General features: G+C 57.4%; 25 protein-coding genes and 1 riboswitch. Of the genes, 16 read left to right on the forward strand and 9 right to left on the reverse strand.

Translation table 11 applies throughout. The annotated features are described in order from the left end of the window. Positions 1-50: 50 nt before the first annotated feature. Together pta and ACWHRL_RS04275 are read right to left on the reverse strand one after the other, a co-directional pair. Complete coding sequence (pta, locus tag ACWHRL_RS04270) at positions 51-2,231, reverse strand: phosphate acetyltransferase (RefSeq protein ID WP_447528032.1); 2,181 nt, start codon at positions 2,229-2,231, stop codon at positions 51-53. Next, positions 2,228-3,409 carry an acetate/propionate family kinase gene (locus tag ACWHRL_RS04275; protein WP_447895370.1) on the reverse strand — a complete coding sequence of 394 codons (1,182 nt, stop codon included), beginning with the start codon at positions 3,407-3,409 and terminating at the stop codon, positions 2,228-2,230. Before ACWHRL_RS04275 ends, pta begins: the two co-directional genes overlap by 4 nt. Positions 3,410-3,565: 156 nt before the next feature. Between ACWHRL_RS04275 and ACWHRL_RS04280 the strand changes: the two genes are divergently transcribed. From ACWHRL_RS04280 to ACWHRL_RS04300, 5 genes are all read left to right on the forward strand, one after another. Next, the gene (locus tag ACWHRL_RS04280) at positions 3,566-4,483 is read left to right on the forward strand and encodes an EamA family transporter (RefSeq protein ID WP_447895371.1); all 918 of its coding nucleotides are present in this window, start codon (positions 3,566-3,568) and stop codon (positions 4,481-4,483) included. A 77-nt stretch (positions 4,484-4,560) separates the two neighbouring features. Further along, complete coding sequence (locus ACWHRL_RS04285; RefSeq protein WP_447895372.1) at positions 4,561-5,070, forward strand: porin family protein; 510 nt, start codon at positions 4,561-4,563, stop codon at positions 5,068-5,070. Positions 5,071-5,237: 167 nt separating this feature from the next. Then, positions 5,238-6,299: an HlyD family secretion protein gene (locus ACWHRL_RS04290; RefSeq protein WP_447895373.1), complete on the forward strand. Its 1,062-nt coding sequence runs from the start codon at positions 5,238-5,240 to the stop codon at positions 6,297-6,299. A 67-nt stretch (positions 6,300-6,366) separates the two neighbouring features. After that, positions 6,367-7,419, forward strand: a complete 1,053-nt coding sequence (locus ACWHRL_RS04295) for a DUF2955 domain-containing protein (protein WP_447895374.1) — start codon at positions 6,367-6,369, stop codon at positions 7,417-7,419. 110 nt (positions 7,420-7,529) lie between these two features. Beyond that, complete coding sequence (locus tag ACWHRL_RS04300) at positions 7,530-7,709, forward strand: CsbD family protein (protein WP_447895375.1); 180 nt, start codon at positions 7,530-7,532, stop codon at positions 7,707-7,709. 131 nt (positions 7,710-7,840) lie between these two features. Here ACWHRL_RS04300 and ACWHRL_RS04305 read toward each other — a convergent pair whose 3' ends face one another. From ACWHRL_RS04305 to ACWHRL_RS04320, 4 genes are all read right to left on the reverse strand, one after another. Then, the gene (locus ACWHRL_RS04305; RefSeq protein WP_447895376.1) at positions 7,841-9,529 is read right to left on the reverse strand and encodes a hypothetical protein; all 1,689 of its coding nucleotides are present in this window, start codon (positions 9,527-9,529) and stop codon (positions 7,841-7,843) included. A 189-nt stretch (positions 9,530-9,718) separates the two neighbouring features. Then, positions 9,719-11,599: a phosphomethylpyrimidine synthase ThiC gene (gene thiC, locus ACWHRL_RS04310; protein ID WP_447895377.1), complete on the reverse strand. Its 1,881-nt coding sequence runs from the start codon at positions 11,597-11,599 to the stop codon at positions 9,719-9,721. A gap of 34 nt (positions 11,600-11,633) precedes the next feature. After that, positions 11,634-12,302, reverse strand: coding sequence for a thiaminase II (gene tenA / locus ACWHRL_RS04315; protein WP_447895378.1), 669 nt, complete (start codon positions 12,300-12,302; stop codon positions 11,634-11,636). A gap of 87 nt (positions 12,303-12,389) precedes the next feature. Continuing rightward, a riboswitch (TPP riboswitch) is annotated at positions 12,390-12,539 on the reverse strand. An 80-nt stretch (positions 12,540-12,619) separates the two neighbouring features. Beyond that, positions 12,620-13,564: an integron integrase gene (locus ACWHRL_RS04320; protein ID WP_447895379.1), complete on the reverse strand. Its 945-nt coding sequence runs from the start codon at positions 13,562-13,564 to the stop codon at positions 12,620-12,622. 241 nt (positions 13,565-13,805) lie between these two features. Between ACWHRL_RS04320 and ACWHRL_RS04325 the strand changes: the two genes are divergently transcribed. The 5 genes from ACWHRL_RS04325 (at position 13,806) to ACWHRL_RS04345 (ending at position 16,303) form a co-directional block, all read left to right on the forward strand. After that, positions 13,806-14,177 carry a hypothetical protein gene (locus tag ACWHRL_RS04325; protein ID WP_447895380.1) on the forward strand — a complete coding sequence of 124 codons (372 nt, stop codon included), beginning with the start codon at positions 13,806-13,808 and terminating at the stop codon, positions 14,175-14,177. 125 nt (positions 14,178-14,302) lie between these two features. Further along, positions 14,303-15,139 (forward strand): hypothetical protein, encoded by an 837-nt coding sequence (locus tag ACWHRL_RS04330; protein WP_447895381.1) that lies wholly within the window; start codon positions 14,303-14,305, stop codon positions 15,137-15,139. A gap of 72 nt (positions 15,140-15,211) precedes the next feature. Beyond that, positions 15,212-15,634, forward strand: coding sequence for a hypothetical protein (locus ACWHRL_RS04335; protein WP_447895382.1), 423 nt, complete (start codon positions 15,212-15,214; stop codon positions 15,632-15,634). Positions 15,635-15,800: 166 nt separating this feature from the next. After that, positions 15,801-16,043, forward strand: a complete 243-nt coding sequence (locus tag ACWHRL_RS04340; protein ID WP_447895383.1) for a type II toxin-antitoxin system Phd/YefM family antitoxin — start codon at positions 15,801-15,803, stop codon at positions 16,041-16,043. After that, positions 16,040-16,303, forward strand: coding sequence for a Txe/YoeB family addiction module toxin (locus ACWHRL_RS04345; RefSeq protein WP_447895384.1), 264 nt, complete (start codon positions 16,040-16,042; stop codon positions 16,301-16,303). The genes ACWHRL_RS04340 and ACWHRL_RS04345 overlap by 4 nt, the downstream gene beginning before the upstream one ends. A gap of 103 nt (positions 16,304-16,406) precedes the next feature. Here ACWHRL_RS04345 and ACWHRL_RS04350 read toward each other — a convergent pair whose 3' ends face one another. Continuing rightward, positions 16,407-17,942 (reverse strand): Na+/H+ antiporter NhaC family protein, encoded by a 1,536-nt coding sequence (locus ACWHRL_RS04350; protein ID WP_447895385.1) that lies wholly within the window; start codon positions 17,940-17,942, stop codon positions 16,407-16,409. A 236-nt stretch (positions 17,943-18,178) separates the two neighbouring features. Here ACWHRL_RS04350 and ACWHRL_RS04355 point away from each other — a divergent pair, with 236 nt between their 5' ends. Both ACWHRL_RS04355 and ACWHRL_RS04360 read left to right on the forward strand, forming a co-directional pair. Beyond that, positions 18,179-18,730, forward strand: coding sequence for a GNAT family N-acetyltransferase (locus ACWHRL_RS04355; RefSeq protein WP_447895386.1), 552 nt, complete (start codon positions 18,179-18,181; stop codon positions 18,728-18,730). 409 nt (positions 18,731-19,139) lie between these two features. Beyond that, a complete protein-coding gene (locus tag ACWHRL_RS04360) occupies positions 19,140-19,655 on the forward strand; it encodes a GNAT family N-acetyltransferase (protein ID WP_447895387.1) in 516 nt (171 codons plus the stop codon). Between the two features lie 373 nt (positions 19,656-20,028). Here ACWHRL_RS04360 and ACWHRL_RS04365 read toward each other — a convergent pair whose 3' ends face one another. Next, positions 20,029-20,517, reverse strand: coding sequence for a TspO/MBR family protein (locus ACWHRL_RS04365; RefSeq protein WP_447895388.1), 489 nt, complete (start codon positions 20,515-20,517; stop codon positions 20,029-20,031). A gap of 231 nt (positions 20,518-20,748) precedes the next feature. Between ACWHRL_RS04365 and ACWHRL_RS04370 the strand changes: the two genes are divergently transcribed. The 4 genes from ACWHRL_RS04370 to ACWHRL_RS04385 all read left to right on the forward strand — a co-directional run bounded on the left by ACWHRL_RS04370 (position 20,749) and on the right by ACWHRL_RS04385 (position 23,264). Then, positions 20,749-20,970 (forward strand): VF530 family protein, encoded by a 222-nt coding sequence (locus tag ACWHRL_RS04370; protein WP_447895389.1) that lies wholly within the window; start codon positions 20,749-20,751, stop codon positions 20,968-20,970. A gap of 128 nt (positions 20,971-21,098) precedes the next feature. Further along, complete coding sequence (locus ACWHRL_RS04375) at positions 21,099-21,554, forward strand: N-acetyltransferase family protein (RefSeq protein ID WP_447895390.1); 456 nt, start codon at positions 21,099-21,101, stop codon at positions 21,552-21,554. A 135-nt stretch (positions 21,555-21,689) separates the two neighbouring features. Further along, positions 21,690-22,724: an alpha/beta fold hydrolase gene (locus ACWHRL_RS04380; RefSeq protein ID WP_447895391.1), complete on the forward strand. Its 1,035-nt coding sequence runs from the start codon at positions 21,690-21,692 to the stop codon at positions 22,722-22,724. A gap of 93 nt (positions 22,725-22,817) precedes the next feature. Further along, entirely contained in the window at positions 22,818-23,264 is a 447-nt protein-coding gene (locus ACWHRL_RS04385) for a GNAT family N-acetyltransferase (protein WP_447895392.1), read from the forward strand. A gap of 119 nt (positions 23,265-23,383) precedes the next feature. On the opposite strand, the gene phoA is transcribed toward ACWHRL_RS04385, so the two are convergent. Next, positions 23,384-24,835 carry an alkaline phosphatase gene (gene phoA, locus ACWHRL_RS04390; RefSeq protein WP_447895393.1) on the reverse strand — a complete coding sequence of 484 codons (1,452 nt, stop codon included), beginning with the start codon at positions 24,833-24,835 and terminating at the stop codon, positions 23,384-23,386. Positions 24,836-25,347: the final 512 nt, after the last annotated feature.

Genomic DNA, 25,347 nt, shown 5'->3' on the forward strand with positions numbered 1-25,347 from the left:
GGGTCACCTCGGGGCGTTTTTCGTTTATGGCCACGTACCAAAAAACAACGCTAGCGCTGGCTGGCCTGAATCGCCGTGAGCGCGATGGTGTAGACGATGTCGTCGACCAGCGCCCCGCGGGAAAGATCATTCACCGGTTTGTTCAAACCCTGCAGCATCGGGCCCACGCTGACCACCCGAGCGCTACGCTGTACCGCCTTGTAGGTCGTGTTGCCGGTATTCAAATCCGGGAAAACGAACACCGTGGCTTTACCGGCCACGGGGGAGTCCGGTGCTTTCTGCTTGCCGACACTTTCGATGGCCGCGGCGTCGTACTGAAGCGGGCCGTCGATCGCCAGGTGGGGGGCGCGCTCTTTAGCGATACGCGTGGCTTCGCGCACCTTGTCGACATCCACCCCGGTGCCTGAGTCGCCGGTAGAGTAGCTGATCATGGCGACCCGCGGTTCGATCCCGAAGGCCTCTGCGGAGCGGGCGCTTTGCAGCGCGATCTCGGCCAGGGTCTCGGCGTCCGGGTCCGGGTTCACCGCGCAGTCACCGTAGACGACGACCTGCTCCGGCAGCAGCATGAAAAAGATCGACGACACCTGGCTGTACGCCGGTGCCGTCTTGATCAACTGAAATGCCGGGCGCACGGTATTGGCGGTGGTATGAATAGCGCCGGAGACCAGGCCGTCCACTTCATCGAGGGCGAGCATCATGGTGCCGAGCACGACGTTGTCCTGAAGCTGGGCTTCGGCGGTCAACTCGTTGAGCTTGCCACGGCGGCGCTCGACCATCGGTGCGATATAGTGGGCGCGAGTGCTCTCCGGGTCGATGATGGTCAGCGCCTCGGGCACGGTTAGCCCGCGGTGGCGGGCCACGCTTTCGATCTCCTCGCGCTGGCCCAAAAGCACGCAGTCGGCAATGCCGCGGCGCTGGCAAATAATGGCCGCCTCCACGGTGCGGGGTTCGTTGCCCTCCGGCAACACGATACGCTTTTTGACCGATTGGGCCTGTTTGACCAGCTGGTAGCGAAACGCCGAGGGCGACAAGCGCCGGGTATAGCCACGGCTCAGGTTGGCTTTTAGCCATTCCAGGTCCATGTGCGCGGCCACGTAGCGGGCCACCTGCTCGGCACGCTCGAAGTCGTCCATGGGGATTTCGCGGCTGACCATGGTCAGGTTCTGGGCGGTGGTCAGGCTGTCGGTTTCGACCGCCAGTACCGGCAGGCCCGTTTTCAGCGCCGGGCGGCACATTTCGATCATGTTGTCGTTGGGCATGAAGCCGTTGGTGAGTAGCACCCCGGCAAGCTGGGTGCCGTTCATGGTGGCCAGGGCCGAGGCGAGCACGACATCGTCCCGGTCGCCGGAGGCCACGACCAGGCTGCCCGGTGTAAAGATGTGCAGAGCGTTGGCGGCGCTGCGCGCGCACAGGCTGGTAGAGAGGACCCGGCGCGAGGCGGCGTCGCCTTCGTTGAGTACGGTGGCATTCAGCGCCCGGGCAACATCCAGCGTGCGGGGGGCGTTGAGTGTTTTACTCTGCGGCACGATGCCGATCAGGTGGAAGCTTTCGGTGGCCAAAAAGGGCGAGTAGCGACGCAGCTCCGCCAGGACTGGTTCTTCTAGCTGAGGTTTGACCGTGCCCGGTGCGGCGGAGAGCTCGTCTTCGTGGCCGCCGTAGGGCAGGTTTTTCATGCGCATCAAAATACCGCCCAGGGTGCGCTTGGACCCTACACCGCCAAAGCTTCGTGCGTGCATATCGAGCTCTTCGGCCAGCCGCTGGGGCTCGTTCAAATCACCGGTGCCGACCAAAATGATTCGCGCGTTCAGCGCGTGGGCAAGCTGGGCGTTGGTCTGTGTGGCGTAGGTGGTGTACTGAGTGGGGACGACGCCTTCGACGACCACTAAATCCAGCGCAGTGTCGTCACGCTTGGCTTGCTGGAGCACCTGATCGAAGAGCTCGACGGCATCTTCCATCAGTTCATCGGTATGATCATCGCGTAACAGCCGCTCCAGCCGCGCCTGGGAGATGGGCGAGGGTGGGCGCAGGTTTAGCGTACGCGATACCAGCGCCGTCGAGCGGTCGAGGCCCGGGCCGTTGAGCTCGTTTTGCATGAAGGGTTTCAAAAAACCCGCTTTTAGGCCGATGGTATCCAGCGCCTGAATAAGACCCAAACAGGCCGAAGTCAGGCCCGCACCCGCGCTGGTAGGTACCAGCAAAATGGCCTGGGGTTGGTCGTCCGGTGTGCTCATATCAAGGTCTCCAGGCACTGGCGAGTTTCCAGGGCGATACGCCCCTCTTCATCGGTGGGAATGACCCAGGCTTCCGGGCCGTGGTGGGGTTGGCTGATAAGGCCCTCCTGGCCACGGATGGTGGCCTCGTTCACCTTATCGCTGAGCGTAAAACCGAAGTGGGGCATCAGGCCGAGCACCCGCGCGCGTACGATCGGCGAGTTTTCACCGATACCGCCGGTGAAAATGACACCGTCCAAAGAGGGCAGTGCGCAGGAGAGCGCGGCCAACGATTTGGCGATTCGGTAGCAAAAAACCTCCAGCGCAAGCGACGCCCTGGGGTGGCCGGCAAGCGCTTGCTCTTCGATTTCGCGCATATCGTTGGTCAAGCCGGAAAGCCCCAAAAGCCCGCTTTGCTTGTTGAGCACCTCATCGATTTTATCCAGTGACCAGCCCAACTGGCGGTGCAGGTGGGCGTGAAGGCCCGGGTCGACATCCCCGCTGCGCGACCCCATGACCAGCCCTTCGAGGGGCGTCAACCCCATGCTGGTATCCATGCTTTGGCCGTGCCACACCGCCGCGGTGGAGCAGCCATTGCCCAAGTGCGCGGTCAGCCAGCCACCTTCGCCTTGGGTGCTGAGTTCGGCGGCGCGGCGGCTTACGAAGGCGTGACTGGTGCCGTGAAAACCGTAGCGGCGGATGCCGTGCTGGGTGTAAAGCGTCTCGGGTAGCGCGTAGCGGTAGGCGCGCTCGGGCAGGGTCTGGTGAAAGGCGGTATCGAACACCGCGACCTGGGGCAACGCCGCAAACACGCTGCGGGTGGCGGTGATGCCGGCCAGGTTCGCTGGGTTATGAAGCGGCGCCAAAGCGGCGGTGGTTTCAATGGCGGCAATGACGTCCTCGGTAATCAGCGCGGCTTGGGTGAAGTGCTCGCCGCCATGAACGATGCGGTGACCGACCGCCACGGGCAAGCGGCCCTCCAGGCGATCCAGTATGGCGTTAAGCGCCTGAGCGTGGTCGGCGTGGGGCAGCGCCTGGGTAAAACGTTCCCCCGCGCTGGTTTTCCCTTTCAAGCAGGCCTCGGCGCTGCCCAGCCGCTCGGCAAGCCCTGAAAGACGTGGTGTATCGGGGGTCGAATCGATCAGCGCGTACTTGATGGAGGAGGAGCCACAGTTGATCACCAGCACCGGTGCATTCATACAAGCCTTCTCTTGGGTGGGGTTAAGTTAAAGCGGGGAATCGACTTTAGTGTAGCATGACGGCTCTGACGCAATCAGCGCTGAAGCGCGCGGGCCATCCATGTAATATGGCTAGTTCTTGCCCCTTATTTATCCAATATGAGCCGATCTGTCGCTATGTCAGCTTTATCTACTTCGCCGCTTCCGCGCCATTTAGCCATCATGTTGCTGGTAACGGTGGCCAGTATGTTCGCGGCCAATCACGTTTCGGCACGGCTCGCCTTCGATAATGGGACCGGCTTACTGCTGGCTATTTTAACCCGCTCCGGCGTCGCCTGTTTGATCCTGATCACGCTGGTGTGGGTACAAAGGAAAAGTCTTTGGCTGCCCAGGGGGGCCTGGCCCTGGCAACTGGCGGTGGGGCTTTTGATCACCGTTCAAAGCCTGAGCCTCTACTCCGCGGTGGCGCGACTTCCCGTCGTCGTGGCTCTTTTATTGGTCAACACCTTTCCCATTCAACTGGCACTGCTGAGCTGGGCGCTCGGTGGGCCGCGGCCGACACTTCGACAGTGTCTGATAATGGGCACTATTTTGATCGGCCTGCTGGTCGTGCTGGATATCCCCTCCTGGCTTGCAACGCCGCAAAGCATGGGCCCCGAATGGATGGCGGGTATCGGCTTTGGTTTGCTCGCCGGTTTCGTCTTTGCCAACGCGCTATGGATTACCGAGCACCGCCTGGCCAGTGTAGGCAGTACCTTGCGCACCCTGTTGACCATGCAAACCGTTTTTTTTGCCATGGTGATAGGGGCGGTTACTGGTGCGGTGCCCGGCGGCATGGACCTGCCCGGCAACGGCGCCGGCTGGACCGGGCTTGTGCTGCTGGCACTGTTATACGGCACCGGGTTTTCGACGCTGTTTATTTCTGTGCCGCGCCTGGATATGGCACGCAATGCCCCGGTCATGAATCTCGAGCCCGTGGCCTCGTTGGTGTTTGGATATTTCGTTTTAGGTCAGATGCTTGGCCCGGTTCAACTGCTGGGTGGGGCGGTCGTGGTCGGCGGGATCGTGGTGCTGAGTCTTTCGAAGGTACGCTGAGGAGTTGCGTTGAGCGCCATTCTGGGGCAAACTTAAAAAACGTAAGGAAACACTGTTTTTTAACTGAGGTACCTCCTATGAAGATGACCGTATTATCACTCACCTCTGCCGCTGTCGTTCTCGGCGCAAGTGCTTTCGCGGCATCGGCCCAGGCGCAGCAATCCTTTGGCTACCCGGAAGGTTATATCGGTGCCGATGCCATGTTCTGGAGCCTGGACCCGGACCGCGGCTCCTCGCGCGATGACGTAGGCCTGCGCCTGCGCGGCGGCGCTCAGTTCAACGACTACTTCGCCGTGGAAGGCCACCTGGGTACCGGCGGCTCCGACGGTGGCGCCAAGCTGGATTACCTGGCCGGTGTCTACGCCAAGGGTATCGCCCCGATCGCCCCCAACGTTCGCCTTTACGGCCTGGCGGGTATGACGGAAGTTGATTTCGATCTCGACCGTGAAAGCGGCTTCTCCTACGGCGGCGGCGCCGAGTTCGATATCGCCCCGAACATTGCGATCAACGCCGACTACATGCGCTATCTCGATAAATCCGCCTACGATTTCGACGCGGCCAGTGTCGGTCTACGCTACCGCTTCTAAAGCGAGCTCGTAGCCGCGTTTCAAAACCCCACCCCCGCGGTGGGGTTTTTTGTGGGTATATGGAACCTTAAAAGGGGTTATATTGTTAGCTTGCTAATTATTTGGTAGACTAACGTATTAATTTGAATCGACCTGGGCCCCTGCCAGGGTTTGAAAGAGTAAATACGATGTCCCCCGATCAGCGCTTTACCCGATGGGTAAGGGTGGCTTTGGCTGCCTTTGCCCTTTTGTTTGTCTACTTTCTGATAGCCGACAGCTTCATGCCGCTTACCCCCGAGGCGCGCATCATGCGCCCGGTCACTCGTATAGCGCCGCAGTTGAGTGCGCCGGTCAGTGAGGTGGTGGTACGCGATCATCAGCAAGTGGCCAAGGGCGATGTACTGTTTCGCCTTGACCCCGAGCCTTACGAGATCGCGCTTGCCAAGGCGGAGCTGAATGTCGAGCAGGCCGCCCAGGAGAACGAGCGCTTGCAGGCCGACCTGGCCGCGGCGCGCGCCTCGTTGAGCGCCGCCCGGGCGACCGCAACCGAGCTCAGCGGTGAACGCCAGCGGGCGGAGTCGTTGGTGGGACGTCAGAGCATTTCCCGCCAGCAGTACGAACAGCGGGTCGCGGCGGCGAATACCGCCAATTCCGACGTGCGCGCGGCCGAGGCACAAATCAAAAGCCTCGAGGCGCAGTTGGGTGAAGAAGGCGATACCAATCTTCGGCTACGCCAGGCCCGCAATGCGCTGGCCAATGCGCAGCTCGATCTGGACCGTACCGAGGTGCGCGCCAAAGAAGCGGGGCAGGTGACCAACCTGCAACTTCAACCCGGCGATTACGTGCAGGCGGGCCAGCCGGTGCTGGCGCTGGTGGCGGGTGGCGTGGATATCGTGGCGGACTTTCGCGAGAAGAGCCTGCGCCACGTGCACGTCGGCGACGAAGCGAAAGTGATACTGGATGCGCTGCCTGGGCATATCTTCGAAGGCCGCGTGACGGCACTGGACGCCGGCGTGAGCGAAGGCCAGATCAGCGCCAACGGCCAACTGGCCGATATTCCCACTTCGAACCGGTGGGTGCGCGATGCCCAGCGCCTGCGCTTGCACGTTACATTAGAAAACCCGCTCGCGGCTATGCCGCCCAGCGGCGCCCGGGCGAGCGTTCAACTGCTGCCCGGCGAGCATGCACTGGCGCACCCGTTCGCGTGGCTGCAGGCGCATTTGATCAGCTGGCTACATTATGTCTACTAAGATCCGGTCTACTAACACAGGGTCGATTCAACACCGGTTGACTCACGCCAGACCCATCAAGGCGTTCATGACGTACGTGTTTGGCGGCCCGGCGCGGGAGAAGATACTGGACGAAAACGGCCTGCGCCAGTGCCTGCGCGTGGCCGGGGGCGCGACGATCGGGTTCGTCATCAGCAAGATAATGGGCTGGAACTACGGTGTGTTCTTCACCGTCTTTCCCATGTTTTTGTTGGGCATGGTGCCTTTGCTGAATGCCAGCATCGTTCGCCAGTTTCTGGGCAACGCCACCTTCAATGTGGTGGAGGTCAGCCTGATCATCGGCTTGTTACAGCATATGCCGGTGGTGATGACGCTGGTGGTGCTCGGCATTTTTCTTTTCCGCTTCAATTTGATGGCGAAAGGTCCGCTTTTTTTATACGCCGCCAACGGCGTGGTGACCCTGAGTGTTCTGCTGCACTTTGCAAGCTACCCTGGGGTGGACCTGGGCGAGCTTTTAACCGCCAACATGCTGGCGAGTTTGCTGGCGGTGCTGATCGCCATGCTCATGCACACGCTTTTCCCCGACGTCACGCCCCGCCAGCCGCCCCCGCGGGCGGAGAAGCCGGCCGTGCAAATCCGTCACGAGACGTTGATCGGCGGAATTACCGCCACCCTCTCTTTCGTGGTGTTTCAAACCTTTGATTTGCGCGATTCGCTCTCGGCCCAAATGGCGACGGTGCTGGTGCTGTTCGCCATGGGCTACGCCGGCGCCCAGGCCTCGTCCATCCGGCGGATTATCGGTACGCTTTTAGGGTGCAACATGGCGCTGGTGATGCAGATGCTGCTTTATACCCAGAGCAATCACTTCTTGCTGGCGATCATGATTTACTGGCTGGGTTTGATGCTTTTTGCCCGCGAACACGTTCGCGAGGCGGGGGGCTCCGGCGTCGGGTTTGGCGGTATGACCACGCTAGGCATTCTGTTTGGCCAGTCGCTTGGGCCAAGCCAGGACCTTGTTTACAGTGCGCTTTACCGGTTTTCATCGATGTTCGTGGCGCTGTCGATCACGCTGATGGTCATGGCCTGCCTGCACTGGCTGCTCAATAAGTGGAAGGCCACGGCATTGCCCGAAAGAAATTAACGCAACTTTTTCAGCACCGGCTACTCTAATAGATACCTGTAAAGCGAAAGACAGTGATTGTCTCCTTGCAGGATGCACGTTCCCTACTAACGGATTAGAGGTATATGACTATGTCTGGTGCAAACGAAGATAAAGCAAACGGTAACGCCAACAAAGCTGCGGGCAAAGTGAAAGAAGCCGCTGGCAAAGTAACCGGTAGCGACAAGACCGAAGCCAAGGGCAAAGCCCAGCAAGCCAAAGGCGAAGTGCAAAAAGGTAAGGGCGATCTAAAAGACGCCGCCAAAAAGTAATTCAGTTTTAGAATAGTGAGCAGGGGCCTTCGGGCCCCTGTTTTGTTTTTGAGAGCAGATCGTTTGTTTTTGAGAGCAGATTGTCGTTCAGCGTAGCGCCCGGCCGGCGCTACGCTGACGCGTGGTCATACCTACTCTTCGGCCATCTCGACCGAGAAGCCCATCTCCAGGCCCCCGTCGCCGACCGTGACCCACCACTCCATCTGATCGTAGATGTCCCCGTAGTGGCGGAACACCTCGATATCGGCCTTGGAGAAGTCGTCGCCGGGGGACTGCGCGGCGACGTTTGCCATCGCATGAAAGAAGTCGCCGGCCATGAACCCGTGCATCAGCAGGTTCTCATCGGCGGACGAGGCCTGCAGGTCATCCTGCAGTGACGAGGGGTCGTCGCTGCCAAGGCCCAGTGCCAGAGCGGACTCGGACATGGCGGCGTAAAGCTCGGGCGCGTTCGGGGGCAGCAGAATACTCTCGACGCGCTGGGCGTCGCCGCCTGGCGTCAGCCTTAGCTCGCCAAACCCCGGCAGGAAGTTGCTGGCGCTCTGGAGCAGTGTCATGGGGTTGGGGGAGGCCAGTGTCAAAAGCCCGGTGCCCGCTGGCATGCCTTTTTCGACGTAGAAACTGTCGACTCGGGTGTAGAGGCCCGAAAGCGATGGCCCAACCATCATCATGAGCGGATGGCTCAACGTTTTGTTGGCATCGTCCCAGACGCCGTTTAGCTCCTGAAGCTCGGCGCAGCCGAAGGGGTTCTCGCGTAGTTGGCGCGAGTAGGTCTGCACGGTTTCAAGTAGCACCGGCAGGCTCAGGCCCATGCCAAAGCTCGCCAGCCCTTCTTTGCTTCCCAGACCCGGCACGTCGGTAACGAGGCGGCGCAGGTCGCTAACGATCGCGTCGTCGGTTTCCACGATCAGGTTCATCTCCGAGCGGCCGTTTAGGTCCTGCTCCCGCGAGCCCATCGCGATACCGGGGAAGCGGTCCGTGATACGGTCGAGATCCGCCTGGCAGGCGGAAAAGTCCAGCGGCTCTTCGCCGGCCAAAGCCAACAGGGCCTCGGTGCCTGCGTGGTCGGGCGAGCTCAACTCATCCAGTACGCGGGCGGTGCGAATCTGGCCCGCCCCGTAGGGGGTGAAGCCGTAGCGGCTTTCGAGATCGGCGAGGGCGCCGGTGTCATCGAGGCTCTCTTCCGGCAGATTCTTACCCAGTACCTCGGCCAGCAAGGAATCGCTGGCATCATCGGGTACCAGCGACAGCAACGCCTGCCCGTCGACGAGGGCCAGGATGATCTCGACATCGTCTTCCGGGGTCAGCACCCAGTAGTCGGTGCCGTCCGTAGTGCCCGTGCGCGGCGTTATATCAGCATTGGCCAGCACGCGCTCGAGGGTTTCGCGAAACGCCGCGCTATCTTCCAGTTCAAAGCGCAGCACCGGCAGGATGCCCAGGCCGTAAAATGCGGCCTGGGGCGCGGCCTTGATACCTCGCTCATGCAGGTCGTCCAGGGTCTCTACGCTTTTGACCTCTTCTCCGAGAGCGAGGATCAGCGAAATGAACGCCTGGGATTGCGCATCGGTTTCATGGCGCTGGAGCTCGCGCAGCTCCTCCATATCCTGTTCGAGACCTTCATCGAAGAGCATCGTGCGTTTGTAGAAATCGAACACCTCCTGCTCCGGCATTGTCTCCCGGGTGGCCATGAAGTACGGGGAGTCCGCCGGGATGTAGCGCAGCATCGACGTATCGTCGGTCGAGTCGCTGTCGTCGCCGCAGCCGCTGAGTACGCTACCGCCCAACAGAGCAAGGGAGGCCGCCAGGTAGGTTTTTCTATTCATCGTCGGGTCGCTCTCTGACAGGAAAACCCAAAGAATACATAACTTGGGTTAACAACACTATTGTCCCTTGACGTTGAACCGGGTTTTTCGATCGACACCGCGCACCTTTAAAAAAACGGCCTCGATCCCCGCTGGCATCAAGCGCGGGCCATCGAGGCCATGGCAGCGAAGCGACAACGTATTGGCGCGTTACACCTTCTGGTAAAGCTCGCCGCCTTCCTCGCGAAACTTCTCGGCCTGTTCCTGCATGCCCCGCGCCGCGTCACTTCCCGAGGCGGTGTCACGGTAGGTATCACGCACTTCCTGGCTTATTTTCATCGAACAGAACTTCGGCCCGCACATGGAGCAAAAGTGCGCCACTTTCGCCGAATCCTTGGGCAGGGTTTCGTCGTGGTAGCTGCGCGCGGTGTCCGGATCCAGCCCCAGGTTGAACTGGTCTTCCCAGCGGAACTCGAAGCGCGCCTTCGATAGCGCGTTGTCGCGGCGCTGGGACGCCGGGTGGCCCTTGGCCAGATCCGCCGCGTGGGCGGCAATCTTGTAGGTGATGATGCCGGTCTTCACGTCCTCCTTGTTGGGCAGCCCCAGGTGCTCCTTGGGCGTCACATAACAAAGCATCGCACAGCCGAACCAACCGATCATCGCCGCGCCGATGCCGGAGGTAATATGGTCGTACCCCGGCGCGATATCCGTCACCAGCGGCCCCAGGGTATAGAAGGGCGCCTCGTCGCAGTACTCCAACTGCTTGTCCATGTTCTCTTTCACCAGGTGCATGGGCACGTGGCCGGGGCCTTCGATCATCACCTGCACGTCGTGCTTCCAGGCAATATGGGTCAGCTCCCCCAGGGTCTTCAGCTCCGCCATCTGCGCTTCGTCGTTGGCATCGGCAACCGAGCCCGGGCGCAGGCCGTCGCCGAGGGAAAACGCCACGTCGTACTGCTTGCAGATCTCGCAGATCTCCTCGAAGTGGGTGTACAGAAAGCTCTCCTGATGATGGTACAGGCACCACTTCGCCATGATGGAGCCGCCGCGGGAGACGATCCCGGTGACCCGATTGGCCGTCAGCGGCACATAGCGCAGAAGCACGCCTGCGTGAATGGTGAAGTAGTCCACGCCCTGTTCCGCCTGCTCGATCAGCGTGTCGCGAAACACCTCCCAGGTGAGGTCTTCCGCCACGCCCTTGACCTTCTCCAGCGCCTGGTAGATCGGCACCGTGCCGATGGGCACCGGCGAGTTGCGCAGGATCCACTCGCGGGTTTCGTGAATGTTCTGCCCGGTGGAGAGGTCCATGATGGTATCCGCGCCCCAGCGGATGCCCCAGGTCATCTTGTCGACTTCCTCCTCGATGGAGGAGGTCACCGCCGAATTACCCAGGTTGCCGTTGATCTTCACCAGGAAGTTGCGCCCGATGATCATCGGCTCGCTTTCCGGGTGGTTGATGTTGTTGGGAATGATCGCCCGGCCGCGGGCCACCTCGTCGCGCACGAATTCCGGGGTGATCTCTTCGGGGATGCTGGCGCCGAAGTTCTGGCCCCGGTGCTGGCGGCCTAAAATACGCTCGACCTCGGCATCGCCCAACGCTTGGCGGCGCTGGTTTTCGCGAATGGCGATAAACTCCATCTCCGGCGTCACAATGCCTTGGCGGGCGTAGTGCAGTTGGGTCACGTTTTTGCCGGCTTTCGCCCGGCGCGGCGTGCGCTTCAAATTGAAGCGCAGCTGGGCAAGGGTGGGGTCGTTGGCGCGGCGGTTGCCGTACTCCGAGGTCAATCCTTCCTGAAACTCGGTGTCGCCGCGCTCCTCGATCCACGCCCGGCGAAGCTCCGCCAGGCCCTGGCGTAAATCAATTTGGGCGTCGGGGTCGGTGTAAGGGCCGGAGGTGTCGTAGACCAGCAGAGGCGGGTTTTCTTCATCTACCCCGCTGGTGGTAGTCGGCGACAGGGTGATTTCGCGAAACGGCACGCGAATGTCCGGCCGCGAGCCTTCCACATAGTGCTTGGTGGAGGCGGGCAGCGGCGCGATGGCGGCGGCATCGACCTGGGCGGTCTCGGCCAGAAAGTGTTGGGTGCGGCTCATGGTCGTGGTCTCTTTTTTGTGGTTGTAGTGGCGGTTAGTCGGTCAGGTCCAGACCCATCTGCCAGAAGTCGATCTCCAGGCGCGTGGCATCGCGGAAGATTTTGGTCAGTTCTTCAAAGCGAGTCGGCGATACCTCCGCCAGGCGGGCGTTCAGCCATTCAAGCTCCGCGTGCATCGCGGTTTGAAATTCCTCGCTTTCGTACATGGCGATCCAGGCGTCATACGCGTTATCGCCGCCGCGCAGCGTAGAACCCTGAGCGTTTAGCCAGTTGGCGATCTCGCCGTAACCCACCAGGCACGGGGCGAGTGCGACGTGCAGATCCAAAAGATCGCCGCGGCTGCCGGTATCCAGCACGTAGCGGGTGTAGGCCATCGTCGCCCGCGCCTCGGGCAGCTTAGCCAGATCGTCTTCACTAATGCCCCACTCGCGGCAAAAACCGATGTGCAGATCGAGCTCTACATCCACGATAGCTTTCATGCCCTCATGAGCCTGGCGCAGGTCGGCAAGGGTGGGGCTTTTATAGGCGGCCAGCGCGTAGGCGCGGGCGAAGTGGATCAGAAACAGGTAATCCTGCTTCAGGTAGTGGCGAAAGGATGCTTCAGGGAGCGTGGCGTTGCCTAATTGGCGCACGAAGTCGTGCTCGATGTAAGCGCGCCAGTCGTTATGGCAAGCGGTGGTGAGATCGTTAAAGCAGTAGCCCATGTTTCCTCCGGGGGTAGAGATCCGAAGGGCAGGCGAGAAGATCGAGGAAATGGCGGGGAAGGGGGCTTGCGATCATGGTAGAGCCAGCCGGCGCCATCGCTTGATCCCTACGCCGGTACCCGCGCTTTTCCAATAAGCGCATTAGCCGGATCAGGTTCAGCGGGACCCGCGCTTGGAAGCTTTAAGCTCGCCCTGCGCCATCTCAGCCGGATATCACCGGCACCCCGTCAAGCAGTTGTCTTGGCGAGTCTAGGGCTGGGCGGGGGGAGATGCAAGGTGAGATAGCCGAACAATGCCAGATGAGCCAAGCGGCGCCGTTAACCCAACGGGCTTTTCACCCCTGCAAAGTCGTTACCCAGCACATGCGTATATATTTGAGTGGTTTCGACGCTTTTATGCCCCAGCAACGCTTGCAACGTGCGTATGTCTGTCCCTTGGCTAAGCAATTGAGTCGCAAAGCTATGGCGCAAAGAATGGCATGACCCAGGGCGCGTTAAAGACGCCGCGCGCATGGCGTGTTTCACCGCTTTTTGGACGGCAGACGTGTGAATGTGATGGAGCACCACCCGGTTATCAACGTCGAAACAGGGCCTGGTTGAAGGAAAAAGCCACTGCCACGCAAGTGACGTTCCGGCATTGGGATACTTTCGGTCTAGCGCGTAAGGGAGTGACACGGGGATCGCGCCGGTTCCAAGCCGCTTGGCCAGTTGCTGCTCTGCCTGGTAAACCTGGGATTGCAATGACGCTATACAAGACGGGGGTAAGAGCGTCGTACGGTCCTTATCGCCCTTGCCGGAACGTATGGTGATGACTTGTCGTGAAAAATCGAGATCCTTGACCCGCAGACGGCAGGCTTCAGAAACACGTAGCCCGGAGCCATACATAAGCGAAGCGATGAGGTGCATGGAGCCTGTCAGGTGCTCGAAAACACGCATCACCTCTTGATGGGAAAGCACGACCGGTAAACGCTGAGGGCGCTTGGCTCGGCTAAAAGTGCCAATGTCACCCAGTGGTTGTTCAAGTACGTGCCGATACAGGAATACGATGGCATTAAGCGCCTGATTTTGTGTGGCAGCGGCCACGCGCCGCTCAGTTGCGAGATACTCCAGAAACTGCCTGACTTCTTGACCTGCCATCGTGGCTGGGTGGCGTATTCCATGAAAACGAATGAAGAAGCGAATCCAGTAGCAATACGTCTTCTCAGTGCGAAGGCTATAGCGTTTCACCCGCAGGGTAGCCCGGACCCTATCCATTAACTTCATGGCGGCATCCTTTTGTATGAATATTTTATATGTATTTATATACAGTATTATTGAGAATGGCAAATCTCGCCAGCACGCGAATTTTGGATAACCAGCCAAAATTTGCTTTGCTAGTAATAGAATCAATGAGGTAGATTTGATCAGAGCGGCTAGATAACCCCAATGAACGTGCCGGCACGTTCATTAAGGTTATGCAGCCGGCTATATAATCACTGTTAACTCTCCATAATGGAGTCCGAGTATGAGTCATGATTTAGGCTTCTTCTCCGTCAAGCAAGGAGCCACAACGGCAGAAGTGAGAGCGGCATACCTCAATAGTTGCGAAAGAGTAGACCCCTCATGGCCTTCGTCAGAAGCACTAAAGTCATTTATCTCGACCTTAGAAGGTCAGTATCCTTGCATCGATAAGCTTAGTGATGACGAGGTTGATAATAGTCCTTGGTCGTGCGGTTTTGATAAAAGCGATGGGCATATTATCGTGAGCATGGTTTTCAGCCGTGCATCAGAAGTAGGTAACTTTATCTGGGCCTTGCTCGAGCGGCATGAGCTTATCGTATTTGATCCCCAAGCAGATAAAGCATACTTTGGTAACAATGAGCTTCCAGAAAACTAGAAACTCAAAGATGGTGGCAGTTCTGGAAATAATAGTTAACAAGTGCAGGTTGTCGGACAGGTACTACGCTGCGCTCCGTACCTGCCGCAACTGCAAGCGTTATATGAGCAATAGAGGATCTTACATTGTCAGATAATTCAAAGAAAATTGAGAAAGCCACATTGTGGGATTGGGTAAAAGCTATATGTACACTTGTTGTTGTAGGCGTTACTTGCTACAAAATATATTTAACACCAATAGCCTTAACAGTTGATTTCCCAACTTTACTATCTTTACTTCTGGCATTGTTTTCAGTCGGGTTAGCAGCCCTTTTCTACTTTAAAGCCACTGAGACTAGCAATACCTTTTATGACAACACTTACAATTTCACCAAAGATATCGCGCAGCTATTAGCCAAAATTGAAAGTGGATTTGGAGAAAAATTAAGAAACTTAGATGAAGGTTATTCATCAGTTCGGGATTATATACAAAATAGCTCTTCCTCCTCTAATGATATTGATGATACCAAGCAAAAGATCGCGGGTGAAAAGCAAGAAATCGAAAAGGTTGTAGAAGAAAGAAACCAAATCTTCCGAAAACTTCTTGAGCAATCTCAATTACAAGAAGAAGAAAAAGAAGCTGTAGCGCTACAGTTAGCAGAAAAAGAGCAAGAACTTGAAGCTTCGCAGAAAGAACTATCCAGAATGAATAGGAAGTTATTTATCGAGCGACTGAGGAAGAGAGAAGAGCGCGAAATCGACTCCGGAATGGAAGAGTTTACAAAAGATTTTATCATTCGTGAATTAGAGCCTGATCGAATAGTTAGATCACCTCCTAGCCGAATCCGTAGAATGGTAGATGACATTTTGAACAAGGCTCCACACCAATATATAGAGGATTTGGAACGTCATGGTTTTTTCGATAATGGTATAAATAGTGAAGGTATTCAGTTTATCCGACGACTCGCAAAACAGCTCATATAACAAACAACTGCAGCGGATCAAATTTCGCTGCGCTTAATTTGCCCGCTGAGTTGGGCGTTACATGTGCGAATCATGAGAAATATCGAAGCAATAATTAAAGACATCGAAGAGTATGCACCAGTCAATGACGAGTGGGAGTCTCTTGATGAGCTGATAGATGAAGCCTGCAATGCAAATGATCGAAGGGTTTTTAAGCCTTTACTTGGGTTGTTTGAGCGCAACCAAGATCATGATGGCTACGGTGTATTTTGGTCAATTGTTCATGGGCTAGAAGGCTTGGGTGGTTACGAAACTGAACTGGCAGCCTCTGTATTAAGTAAGCCTCATGAAATGAGCGTGCTTATGCTCAATCGGATGTTAAACGGCGGCATTCAAGCAATTGATGGTAGGCCGGTATTGGAAATACTTAAAGAAATAGCAACTAATACTGCTTTTCCAAATAGCTTGCGAGAAGATGCTAAGCGCTTTGTGGCCTATCAACAAGAAAACATGTAACAAGTCAAAGCACGCGGACTTGGTAAAGCTGTCACCTTTTTCGCTTGCGCAAAAAATCCGCCAACTTCACCAAGCCGGTGTTTGAGGCATTATACGGAGCGTTCGTCTTGACGTACGTACTTTAAGGCGTACACTTCCCATGAGGCAACATATTAGGAGGTGCGTCATGACCGCAATTACCGCCACTGAGGCGCGCAGTAATCTTTACCGGTTGATCGACGAGACCGCCGAGTCCCACCAGCCCATCGCGATTACGGGTAAGCGAAACAATGCCGTGCTGGTATCGGAAGAGGATTGGTCGGCCATTCAGGAAACACTGTACCTGCTCTCCGTGCCGGGTATGCGGGAGTCGATTCGTGAGGGGATGGACACTCCGGTGGATGAATGCGATGAGGAACTGAACTTGTGACATGGAGGTTGGTTTACACCAAGCAGGCGCAGAAGGATGCCAAAAAGCTGGCTTCTAGCGGCCTCAAGCCTAAAGCCCAGGAACTTCTAGCATTGATAGCGGAAGATCCCTACCGCAAACCGCCCCCATTCGAGAAACTCGTTGGTGATCTTGCTGGGGCGTATTCGCGCCGCATTAATATTCAGCATCGTTTGGTCTACCAGGTGCTTGAAGATGAGCGAGTGATCAAAGTGCTAAGGCTTTGGAGCCACTACGAATAATGAATCATCAGACGATGTTGCCGAATATTTCTCTAACGCTTTGCGGCTTTTACAGATTGGATCTTGCTCCGGGCGTTTGATCCACAAACGCCCGGAGTAGGGGTTATCCTCTGTACTGGCGCTGTCCCAACCGCCCCAACATCATCAACACTCCAAACTGCACCACCAGCCCCGCGACCAACAGGACCCACACCGATTCCACCATCATCGAGGCTACATAAAGCAGCCCGCTGATGCTGGCAGGTACCAGTGCGTAGGGAATTTGCGTGCGCACGTGGGCGATATGATCCGAGCCCGCGAAGATCGAGGCCATCACCGTGGTATCGGAAATGGGCGAGCAGTGGTCGCCGAAGATCGAGCCGGAGAAGATCGCGCCGATGGCCATGCTGACCAGCGCCACGTCGCCGCCGGAAAGCTCGAACGCCAAGGGCACGGCAATCGGCGTGAGAATCGCCATCGCGCCCCAGGAGCTACCGGTCGCGAACGAGATCACCATAGCGATCAAGAAAATCAATAGCGGCAGCAGCGCGGGCGATAGCCAGTCGCGAGTCGCGTCTATCACATGCTCGCCGGTGCCCAGCGCCCCGGTCACGGTGCCGATGCTCCAGGCCAGTACCATGATCACCAGCGCCGGCAGCATGGTACGAAACCCGGCCAGCAGCGTCTCTTCGCAGTCTTTTAGCGTCTGGCGCTGGAAAAGCGCCATGATCATACCGGTCATTACCATGGCGAACGCCGCCCAGGAAAGCGCCACGCTCACGTCGGTCTCTTCCAGCGCGTCCATGAGTGTGGCGCCTTCGGCGCCGCCGCCGGTGTACCAAAGCCCCCAGCAGGCAACGCTAATCAGCACCACCAGCGACAGCAGAAAGTGCCAGAGCCGCCCGCGGCCTTCCGGCACCTCGCCCAGGTCCGCATCCACGTTGGAAAGCGGCGTATCGCCGGGGGCGACCAAATCACCGGTCTCCTCGGCGCGGCGCTGGGCTTTCGCCATGGGGCCGAAATCCCCGGCCAGCAGAATCATCGGCACGGAGGCCAGGCAGAGCAGGGCGTAGAAATTCCAGGGAATCGACAGTAGAAAGAGGCGGTAGGGCTCCGCCGAGGCAAAGCTCAAGCCCACCAAAGCACCGGCAATTAGTGAGACCTGATAACCAATCCAGTCAGACACCGGGCCCAGGGTGGCCATGGGGGCGGAGGTCGCGTCCATCACCCAAGCGAGCTTCTCCCGGGACTGGCGCTGGCGCGCGGTCAAATCCCGGGTGGCGTTGCCCACGATCACCGAGTTCACGTAATCGTTGAAAAATATCACCACGCCCAGCGCCCAGGTGAGCAGCAGTGAGGCACGGCCGGAGTGAATGCGCTTGGCAAGCGCGCGGGCCAGCGCCTGGGAGCCGCCAGTGCGGTGCATAAACGCCGCACCGGCTCCCAGCAGGGCGACCAGCACCAGAAAGCGGGCGTTCCATTCGTCGGTCATCACCTCGGCGAACCAGTCGAAGGTCTGGCCCACGGCGGCGATGGGGTTGCCCGCCACCAGCCAGCCGCCAATCCAGATACTAACGAACAGCGAAACATTCACCCGGCGGGTAGCGAGGGCCAACGCCACGGCAGCAATGGGTGGGAGTAGCGAAATGAGGGCGTCCATGCGATAGCGTCCTGTCGTTGTACTTCTTTTTATTGTTAGCACGCAAAGCATGATGTTTGCAAAGCTGAAGGTGGCCGCACAAAAGCGAGGAATCTCTATCGCTGTTTTAATGGTTGAGTGTCGTGCAGTTTGATCGGTATGCCAGAAGCTTTGCTTCGCGCAGGTTTTGCCTCCAGTGTTAACATACTTAATAGAAATAAGCATGACCGAAAAAAATGGTGCAACCTGGGCTGAGCATGACGAGGATAACTGCTTCAGAAAAGCTGATATTGCGACACTTTGGTCCCGAAGATATCGCTTCGATTTTCGCAAACTATACGGGCGACCCTGAGTCAGCAAAATATCTTGCGAGGCAGCCCCATGCTAGTCCCGAGCAAACCGAACAAATGCTGCAGCGGCTTTCAACCCCGCAGAGCCTGACGTTGACAGGTAAATGTATTTGGGTGATCGAGGAGGCCGAAGAAGAAAAGCCGATAGGATTGTTAACGGCCATACAGCGTGATGAGAGTATGGAACTTCACTTCGGTATCGGCGCCCCGTTCAGAAGCAAGGGGTATGCAACACAGACGCTGTCACTCGCCGCTCGCTACTTTCTCATGACCGGGCAGGCAAAAAGCATTACTTCTTTTACGGACATGGAAAACGCTGCCGCACAACGCGCTTTGGTTAAAGCCGGGTTCGTGTTTACTGAAAGCGACGAGAGCGTTTACAAGGCGCCGCAGTTGGCTGGGGAATACAGAGATGTTTACCGTTACCGATTCATGATTGGACAGAGACAAGAAAGCTAGCGTGTGCACCCAGCGGCGGTTGTCGGCTTCAGCGACAAGCTCGATGAGGTGTCGCGCCACGCTCCCTGCATCTCACCATGGCTTGACCCAGGCTGTTGAAGCGTCCACCGAGGAATTCAGGCAAGCCACCGCCGGTCCAAGCACTCTTGAGTGGCGTTGCGCCTGAAACACGAGATTCTCGGCAGTACTTGAAATAAAAATCACCTGGCACGGGAGCACAGAATAGGCTGCCAATGTTTTCTTTGCGCGCTGATGAATTCCTGGGGTAGGTTTATTTTAGATGGCTTTATAGCCTCGATGGTAAAGCGTGTACGTTCATTAGGGTGTGTGTCCATAATCATCACCTTGGCTCTCGTTATGCGTCGCTCAGTATAGAAACGAGCTTGTGTAGTATGGTTTTGGAGGGAGTGTGGAAGTACAGGCAGAAATACTCAAACTATCGGACGCCCGTGAGTTGCTGGAATTCGAGCTGGACAATAGAGCGTGGTTTGAGCAGTTCATCGCACCCCGAGAAAATGAGTTCTATTCATTATCGGGGGTGCAGTCTCAAATAACAGAGTTTTTGATCAAGTATCAAAGTGACACCATGGTTCCCATGTTGCTAAAAACACCCGACGGTCGAATATGTGGCCGCGTGAATCTGCGTATCGACGATGATGAACCCGAAGCAGGGTTTATCGGGTATAGGGTAGGAAAAGCGTTTACTCGTCGGGGCGTGGCGACCCAGGCTATAAAAATAATGCAGCAGTACGTTTCCTCGAATAAGGCTATAACGTCATTAAAAGCAATCGTTTTAATGGTCAACCCAGGTTCGGCGAAAGCGCTCGAAAATAATTCATTTCGTCCTGCTTTATATCTTGATAATTATACTGTTCTCAATGGCAAACAGGAGGATGCGCGAGAGTACCGTTGGGAAAGTGAATGAAAAGGAATATCGTTTTTAATTTTGTATTCGTTTGAAAATACCCACTATTGTATCGGAGTTTGCAGGAGGTGAGCCATAACGATGGTTTACCAAGTAGCGATATTGTTGGAACGCAGTAGAGAAGGTAGAGCCTTGGCTACGAAATACGTGACCCGCATGCTGAACGGCGTGATACAGACGAATAACGCATACGGGAATGCATTGACGCATTAAAACACCGCCGCATTAATGGCGCGCGTAAGAGGCTTGGCCAGTCAGGGCTATGCGTTTGTGAATCAGCCTTCAGGATAGCTTTTGGAACCAGGTAGGGCCAAACCGACAGCGTAGAAAGAATCACTACCACTGAAGTGAGCGGCCCAGGCCCCGCCGGCGATTATCCCAAAATCTGCGGATTCAACTGCCAGGTACTCCAGGTCAAGGCGCAGGCGAGCCCCACCCAAGCCAGATAAGGCACCAGCAACACCCCGGCCAGTGGCTGAAGGCGCCAGAACTTTACCAGCGTGATCAAAATCAGTACCCACAGCGCCACGACGCCAATAAACGCGATCATGCCCAACTGCCACACGAAGTAGAGCCAGGTCCAAAGGGCGTTGAGCGCCAGTTGTACCAGGAACATCGTTAGGGCCGGGCGGTGGCGGGGTTCGCGCCAGGCAAGCCAGGCGGCGATGCCCATCAGGCCGTAAAGCGTCGTCCACATCGGTCCGAACAGCCAGGCCGGCGGCGCCCAGGCGGGTTGCTGGAGCGATTCGTAAAAGTCGGCCGCATTGATAGAGGCTACGGCGGCGATGGCCGCAGCGATATACGCCAGTACCAGCCAGCCGATGAGGCCCTTGATCTGTTGATTGCGGGTAAGTGCGCGCATGGAATTGCCTGCTGAAGTTGGAGAAACGGCTCCAATGGTAATGCAGCGGGGCGGGGCTCGGCCATGGTCAATAACGCGTGGCTTTGTCGCCTACCATTCACCGGCAACGCTTCGCATTAATCAACAAGCTCAGCTTTCGTAAGTTCGAAAGGCTACTCTGTTAAAATAGGTTATTGGTCGCCTGTGGCAGCTTCGGATAAGGCGTTTGGAATAAACACTGGGAATGATTTGATGAACCATCCGCAACCCAACAACCCCTTGCACGGCTTGACCCTTGAAACGATAGTGACCCGCTTGGTCGAGCGCTACGGCTGGGAAGGCCTGTACGAAAAAATCCGTATCAACTGCTTTTATAATGATCCCTCCATCAAGTCCTCACTCAAGTTTCTACGTAAAACGCAGTGGGCACGCGATAAAGTGGAAGCGCTGTATATCGATACGTTCAGGGGGTAATACGCTCTGTTATGTTCTGAACCAGGCGTAATCGTGACATAAACCGGTGGGCTGAGTTTCTGGGTGATTTAAGGTTGCCAGTCCTGTTGGTGCAAGTATGAGGTAACGATCAAAACAAGGAGCCGTCAATGGCATTGCATTACCGCTTGGCAAGTCTCGATGATCTGGAAGGTCTAGTCGCCTTGCTCGCTGCCGACCCGTTGGGAAGCCAGCGAGAAGATGTATCCATGCCCCTGAACGAGTCTTACATCGAGGCGTTCAAGGCCATTGAGGCCGATCCAAACAATCTTCTGCTCATAGCGGAGCTCGACGGGCGGTTGGCCGGTATGCTCCAACTGACGTTTACTCCCTATCTGACGCATCAAGGCGGTTGGCGCGCTTCAATCGAAGGCGTCAGAATTCATGAAGCGTTTAGGGGGCAAGGGTACGGCGAGAAGATGTTCGCGCATGCCATCGCGCTGGCCAAAGAGAAGGGTTGTCATGTCCTTCAGCTCGCCAGCGACAAGCAGCGCCCTGATGCCATCCGGTTCTATGAGAAGATTGGCTTTAAAGCCACCCATGAAGGGTTCAAACTCGTGCTATGAAGCGTTGATGGATAAGGTGCGTAACAATTGCACTCACACAACGTCTCTTTAAAGTACTGGCTTGAAGTAGTATGCCCGAAAATTGCTGCCATACTCTTCCGGGTCACTGAATCCATGGACGAGAGGAGCGACACAATGGTACGCCCACTATTTACACGCACGCTGCTGGCAAGCGCCATTGGCACGGCATTGGCCATTGGCACGATAGGCAGTGCCGCCGCCGAGGACGCACCGAAATTCGACGGCGAGCTCTCCGGTTTCGAATACGCCTACCCGGTCGAGCGGTTCGAGTTCGAATCCCAGGGCCAGGAGATGCAAATGGCCTACCTCGATGTTCAGCCTGAAGAGGGCAGCGCCAACGGTCGCACCATGGTGCTGATGCACGGCAAGAACTTCTGCGCGGGTACGTGGGAGGCCACCATCGAAGCGCTGGTGGACGAAGGGTATCGGGTTATCGCCCCGGACCAGGTCGGCTTTTGCAAATCGACCAAGCCCGAACACTACCAGTTCAGCTTTCATCAGCTAGCGGCCAATACCCATGCACTGCTTGAAGAGCTGGGCGTAGATAAAGCCACCGCCATGGGGCACTCCATGGGCGGCATGCTGGCGACGCGCTTTGCGCTGATGTATCCGGATCAAACCGAGCAGCTGGTGCTGGTCAACCCGATTGGTCTGGAAGACTGGAAAGCCCTCGGCGTGCCGTATCAAAGCATCGATGACGGGTATGAAAGCGAGCTCGAAACCACTGCGGAGGGTATTCGTGAGTATCAGCAAAGCACCTACTACGTGGATACCTGGGAGCCGGAATACGACCGCTGGGTCGAGATGCTGGCGGGCATGTACGAAGGCGAAGACGGCGAATTGGTCGCCTGGAACCAGGCACTGACGTCGGACATGGTCTTCACCCAGCCGGTCGTGCACGAATTTGGCGAACTCGAGGTGCCCACGCTTTTGCTGATCGGCGAGCAGGACAACACCGCCATTGGTAAAGGACGCGCCACTGAAGAGGTTCAGGAAACACTGGGCCATTACGACGTGCTGGGCGAGCAGGCCCGCGATGCGATCCCGCAGGCAACCCTGGTCGAATTCCCCGAGCTTGGCCATTCGCCCCAGATTCAGGCGCCCGAGCGCTTTCATGACGCGCTGCTCGAAGGGTTGAATCAGCCGTAACCGTAACCGTAACCGTTAGCGTTGGCGCCAGTGCTGACATGCGCTGGCGCTTCGAGTCTCTGTAAAGCTTTATCCCATCGAGGAGCTTGAACCATGACGATTCAGTGTCGGCCTGCCAGCTCAAGCGATATCCCCGCAGTATGTTTACTGTTGGCGCAACTGGGCTATTCCTTCGATGAGTCGGCCCTGGTACCCATGATCGCCGAGATACGCAGTCGGGAGGGTGAAGTGTTTGTCGCGGTAACGCACGGCACGGTCGTCGGCTGTATCAATGTCATCGTGGATGTGCGGCTGGCGGAGGGGAAATGCGGCGAGGTGGCGAGTTTGGTGGTCTCCGCTGATCATCGCGGGCAGGGAGTTGGCCACCAACTGTTAGCGCATGCTCAGGAGTGGCTGAGTGAGCGGGTCAACACAATGCGCATTCGCGCCAATGTCACTCGACACGAAGCCCACGGCTTCTATCTTTCGGCAAACTTCACCGTGGCCAAGGAGCAGAAGGTCTTTACAAAAGCGCTCGGCTGCCAGGATAAAGAGGGCTAGCGGCGTCTACTGGTGGGCCATTGCTTGTCGAGGCGGCTTGGATACCGCTAACGAAGGCATGGAAAACGGACATCCCCCAACACGGCGCTAAAGCCGTGTTGGGGGGGTGCTATATGGGGTTATTCAACCTCGCCTTCAGCCTCGAGCTCCATGGCATTACGCAGCGTGAAGAACAGATCGGTCTGATCCGTTAGTCCGGTCACGTTGGCAGCTTGCGGGCCGTAGGCGGCAATACGCAGCTGCGCGCCGGTGTGGCCCTGGGAGTCGAGTTCGGAGTTGCCGTAGCTGACGGCCATCACCGCGTCGTCTTCGGTATTAAGCGCCAGCGTCAGGCCAGGCGCTTCGGCGTCCGGGTAGACGATCTGGCTGGAGTGGGCGTGGTCGGCGGTGACCACGACCAGCGTGTTGCCGTCTTCGCGGGCAAAGGCCAGCGCTTGTTGCACGGCTTCGTCGAGATCCACGGTTTCACCAATCTGGCCGCAAGGGTTGGCCGCATGCGCCTCTTTGTCGATCGACGCGCCTTCTACCTGCAGGAAAAAGCCTTCGTCGTTCTCCTTGAGCAGGTCAATGGCCATGGCGGTCATGTTCGCAAGTGTCGGGATCGTATCGTTACGCTCCGGGTTGACCTCGCAGATCACCGCCGGGTTGTCGAGGTTGCCGTGGTAGCTCGCTTGGGGGCCAGTCCAGCGCACCGGCATATTGCCCGGGGCAAACAGGCCCAGCAGCGGCTGATCCTGGTTGGCGGCGCTGACGGCGGAAAGCTCCTCCATGTTACTGACCATTTGGTAGCCGCGGGCTTCGGCCTGCTCGCGCAGGGTTTGTCCTTCCCACTCGCCGGCGCCGGCCACTTCGTCGAAGGTTTCGGCGCCGCCGCCCAGGGTTACGTCCGGGCGGGTGTCGAGTAGCTGCTCGGTGATCGACCCCGCGCCGCCATTTTCCAGGGCGTTATCGGGGCACTCTTCCAGTGTACGGACCGGGCCATAGCATTTGCGCGCGCTCACATGGGCGAAGAGCACCGCCGGCGTGGCATCCTGTATTTCGGCGCTCGAGACATCGCCGGTGGCCTTGCCCGCACGCTTGGCAAGTTCCAGCAGTGTGGTCTGCGGGTTGCCGTCGATATCGACACTGATCGCGCCGTTATAGGTTTTGGTGCCGGTCGCCCAGGCGCTGCCGGAGGCCGCCGAGTCGGTTACGTAGTCCGGCTTGCCGGTGTCTCTATCCAGCGCGTAGTGGGTGTACTGGCCGGTGAAGGGCAGGGCGTCGATGCCCTCGAAAAAGCCGCCGGCGCCGAGCGCGTAGTTACGCGCGACGGTGATTTCGGAATCGCCCATGCCGTCGCCAATCAGCAGAATGACATTCTTGGCCGTACCGCCAGCAATCGCGTCGCGCAGCTCGTCGGTGATATCGCCGCTTAGGCGGCGAGCGCCGCCGTGCTGGTTCAGCTCGCCCTGCGCTTGGCGCTGCATCAGCGCGGAAGCCTCCGCTGGTGAATCCGACGCCTGGGCGAAACCCGCGTTGGAAAGGAGAAGCGTGGCACTGGCGACAGCAAGGCGTAAAGGAGTCGGTAACATGGCAAGGGTCTCTATATGTAAGGGTTTTATGATATAAGGTTCAATAAGAGTGCCCCGCCAATGTGACGATTGAATGACGAGCGAGTTTGGGGTGTGTGGGTTGTCGCCATGGAAGGGCAAAGAGCAAAACAGGAGAAAAAGCGAACGCATAGAAGGCGGGTTATCGTTAGATGGTCCACTGGCTTGGGTCGTTGAAATCGAGGCGCTGGGCACTGTTGTATTACCGCCGCGCGTTGCCGACGAAGTTATCAGCCTCCCACGCCTTACTGGGAGCGACTTTTGCTCATGCTCTACTTCTGGATACCGACCCCTTTATCTTGCTGAAATAACATCATGTGAAGGGTCGGAACTAAAAGGTCACAAGGGTAATAGATCTATGAACGTGCCCTCATGAATTGGATTTTTCAGCTAAAAGGTATACGTTTGAAGCGTGGTAACGGCTTGTTTTAATTCATTGTCGATGATTTTCTTTAGTTTGTAATAAACAAGTCAAAGTGGAGTCGTCTGGTAAA

It is taken from the genome of Vreelandella sp. GE22 (assembly GCF_968212445.1).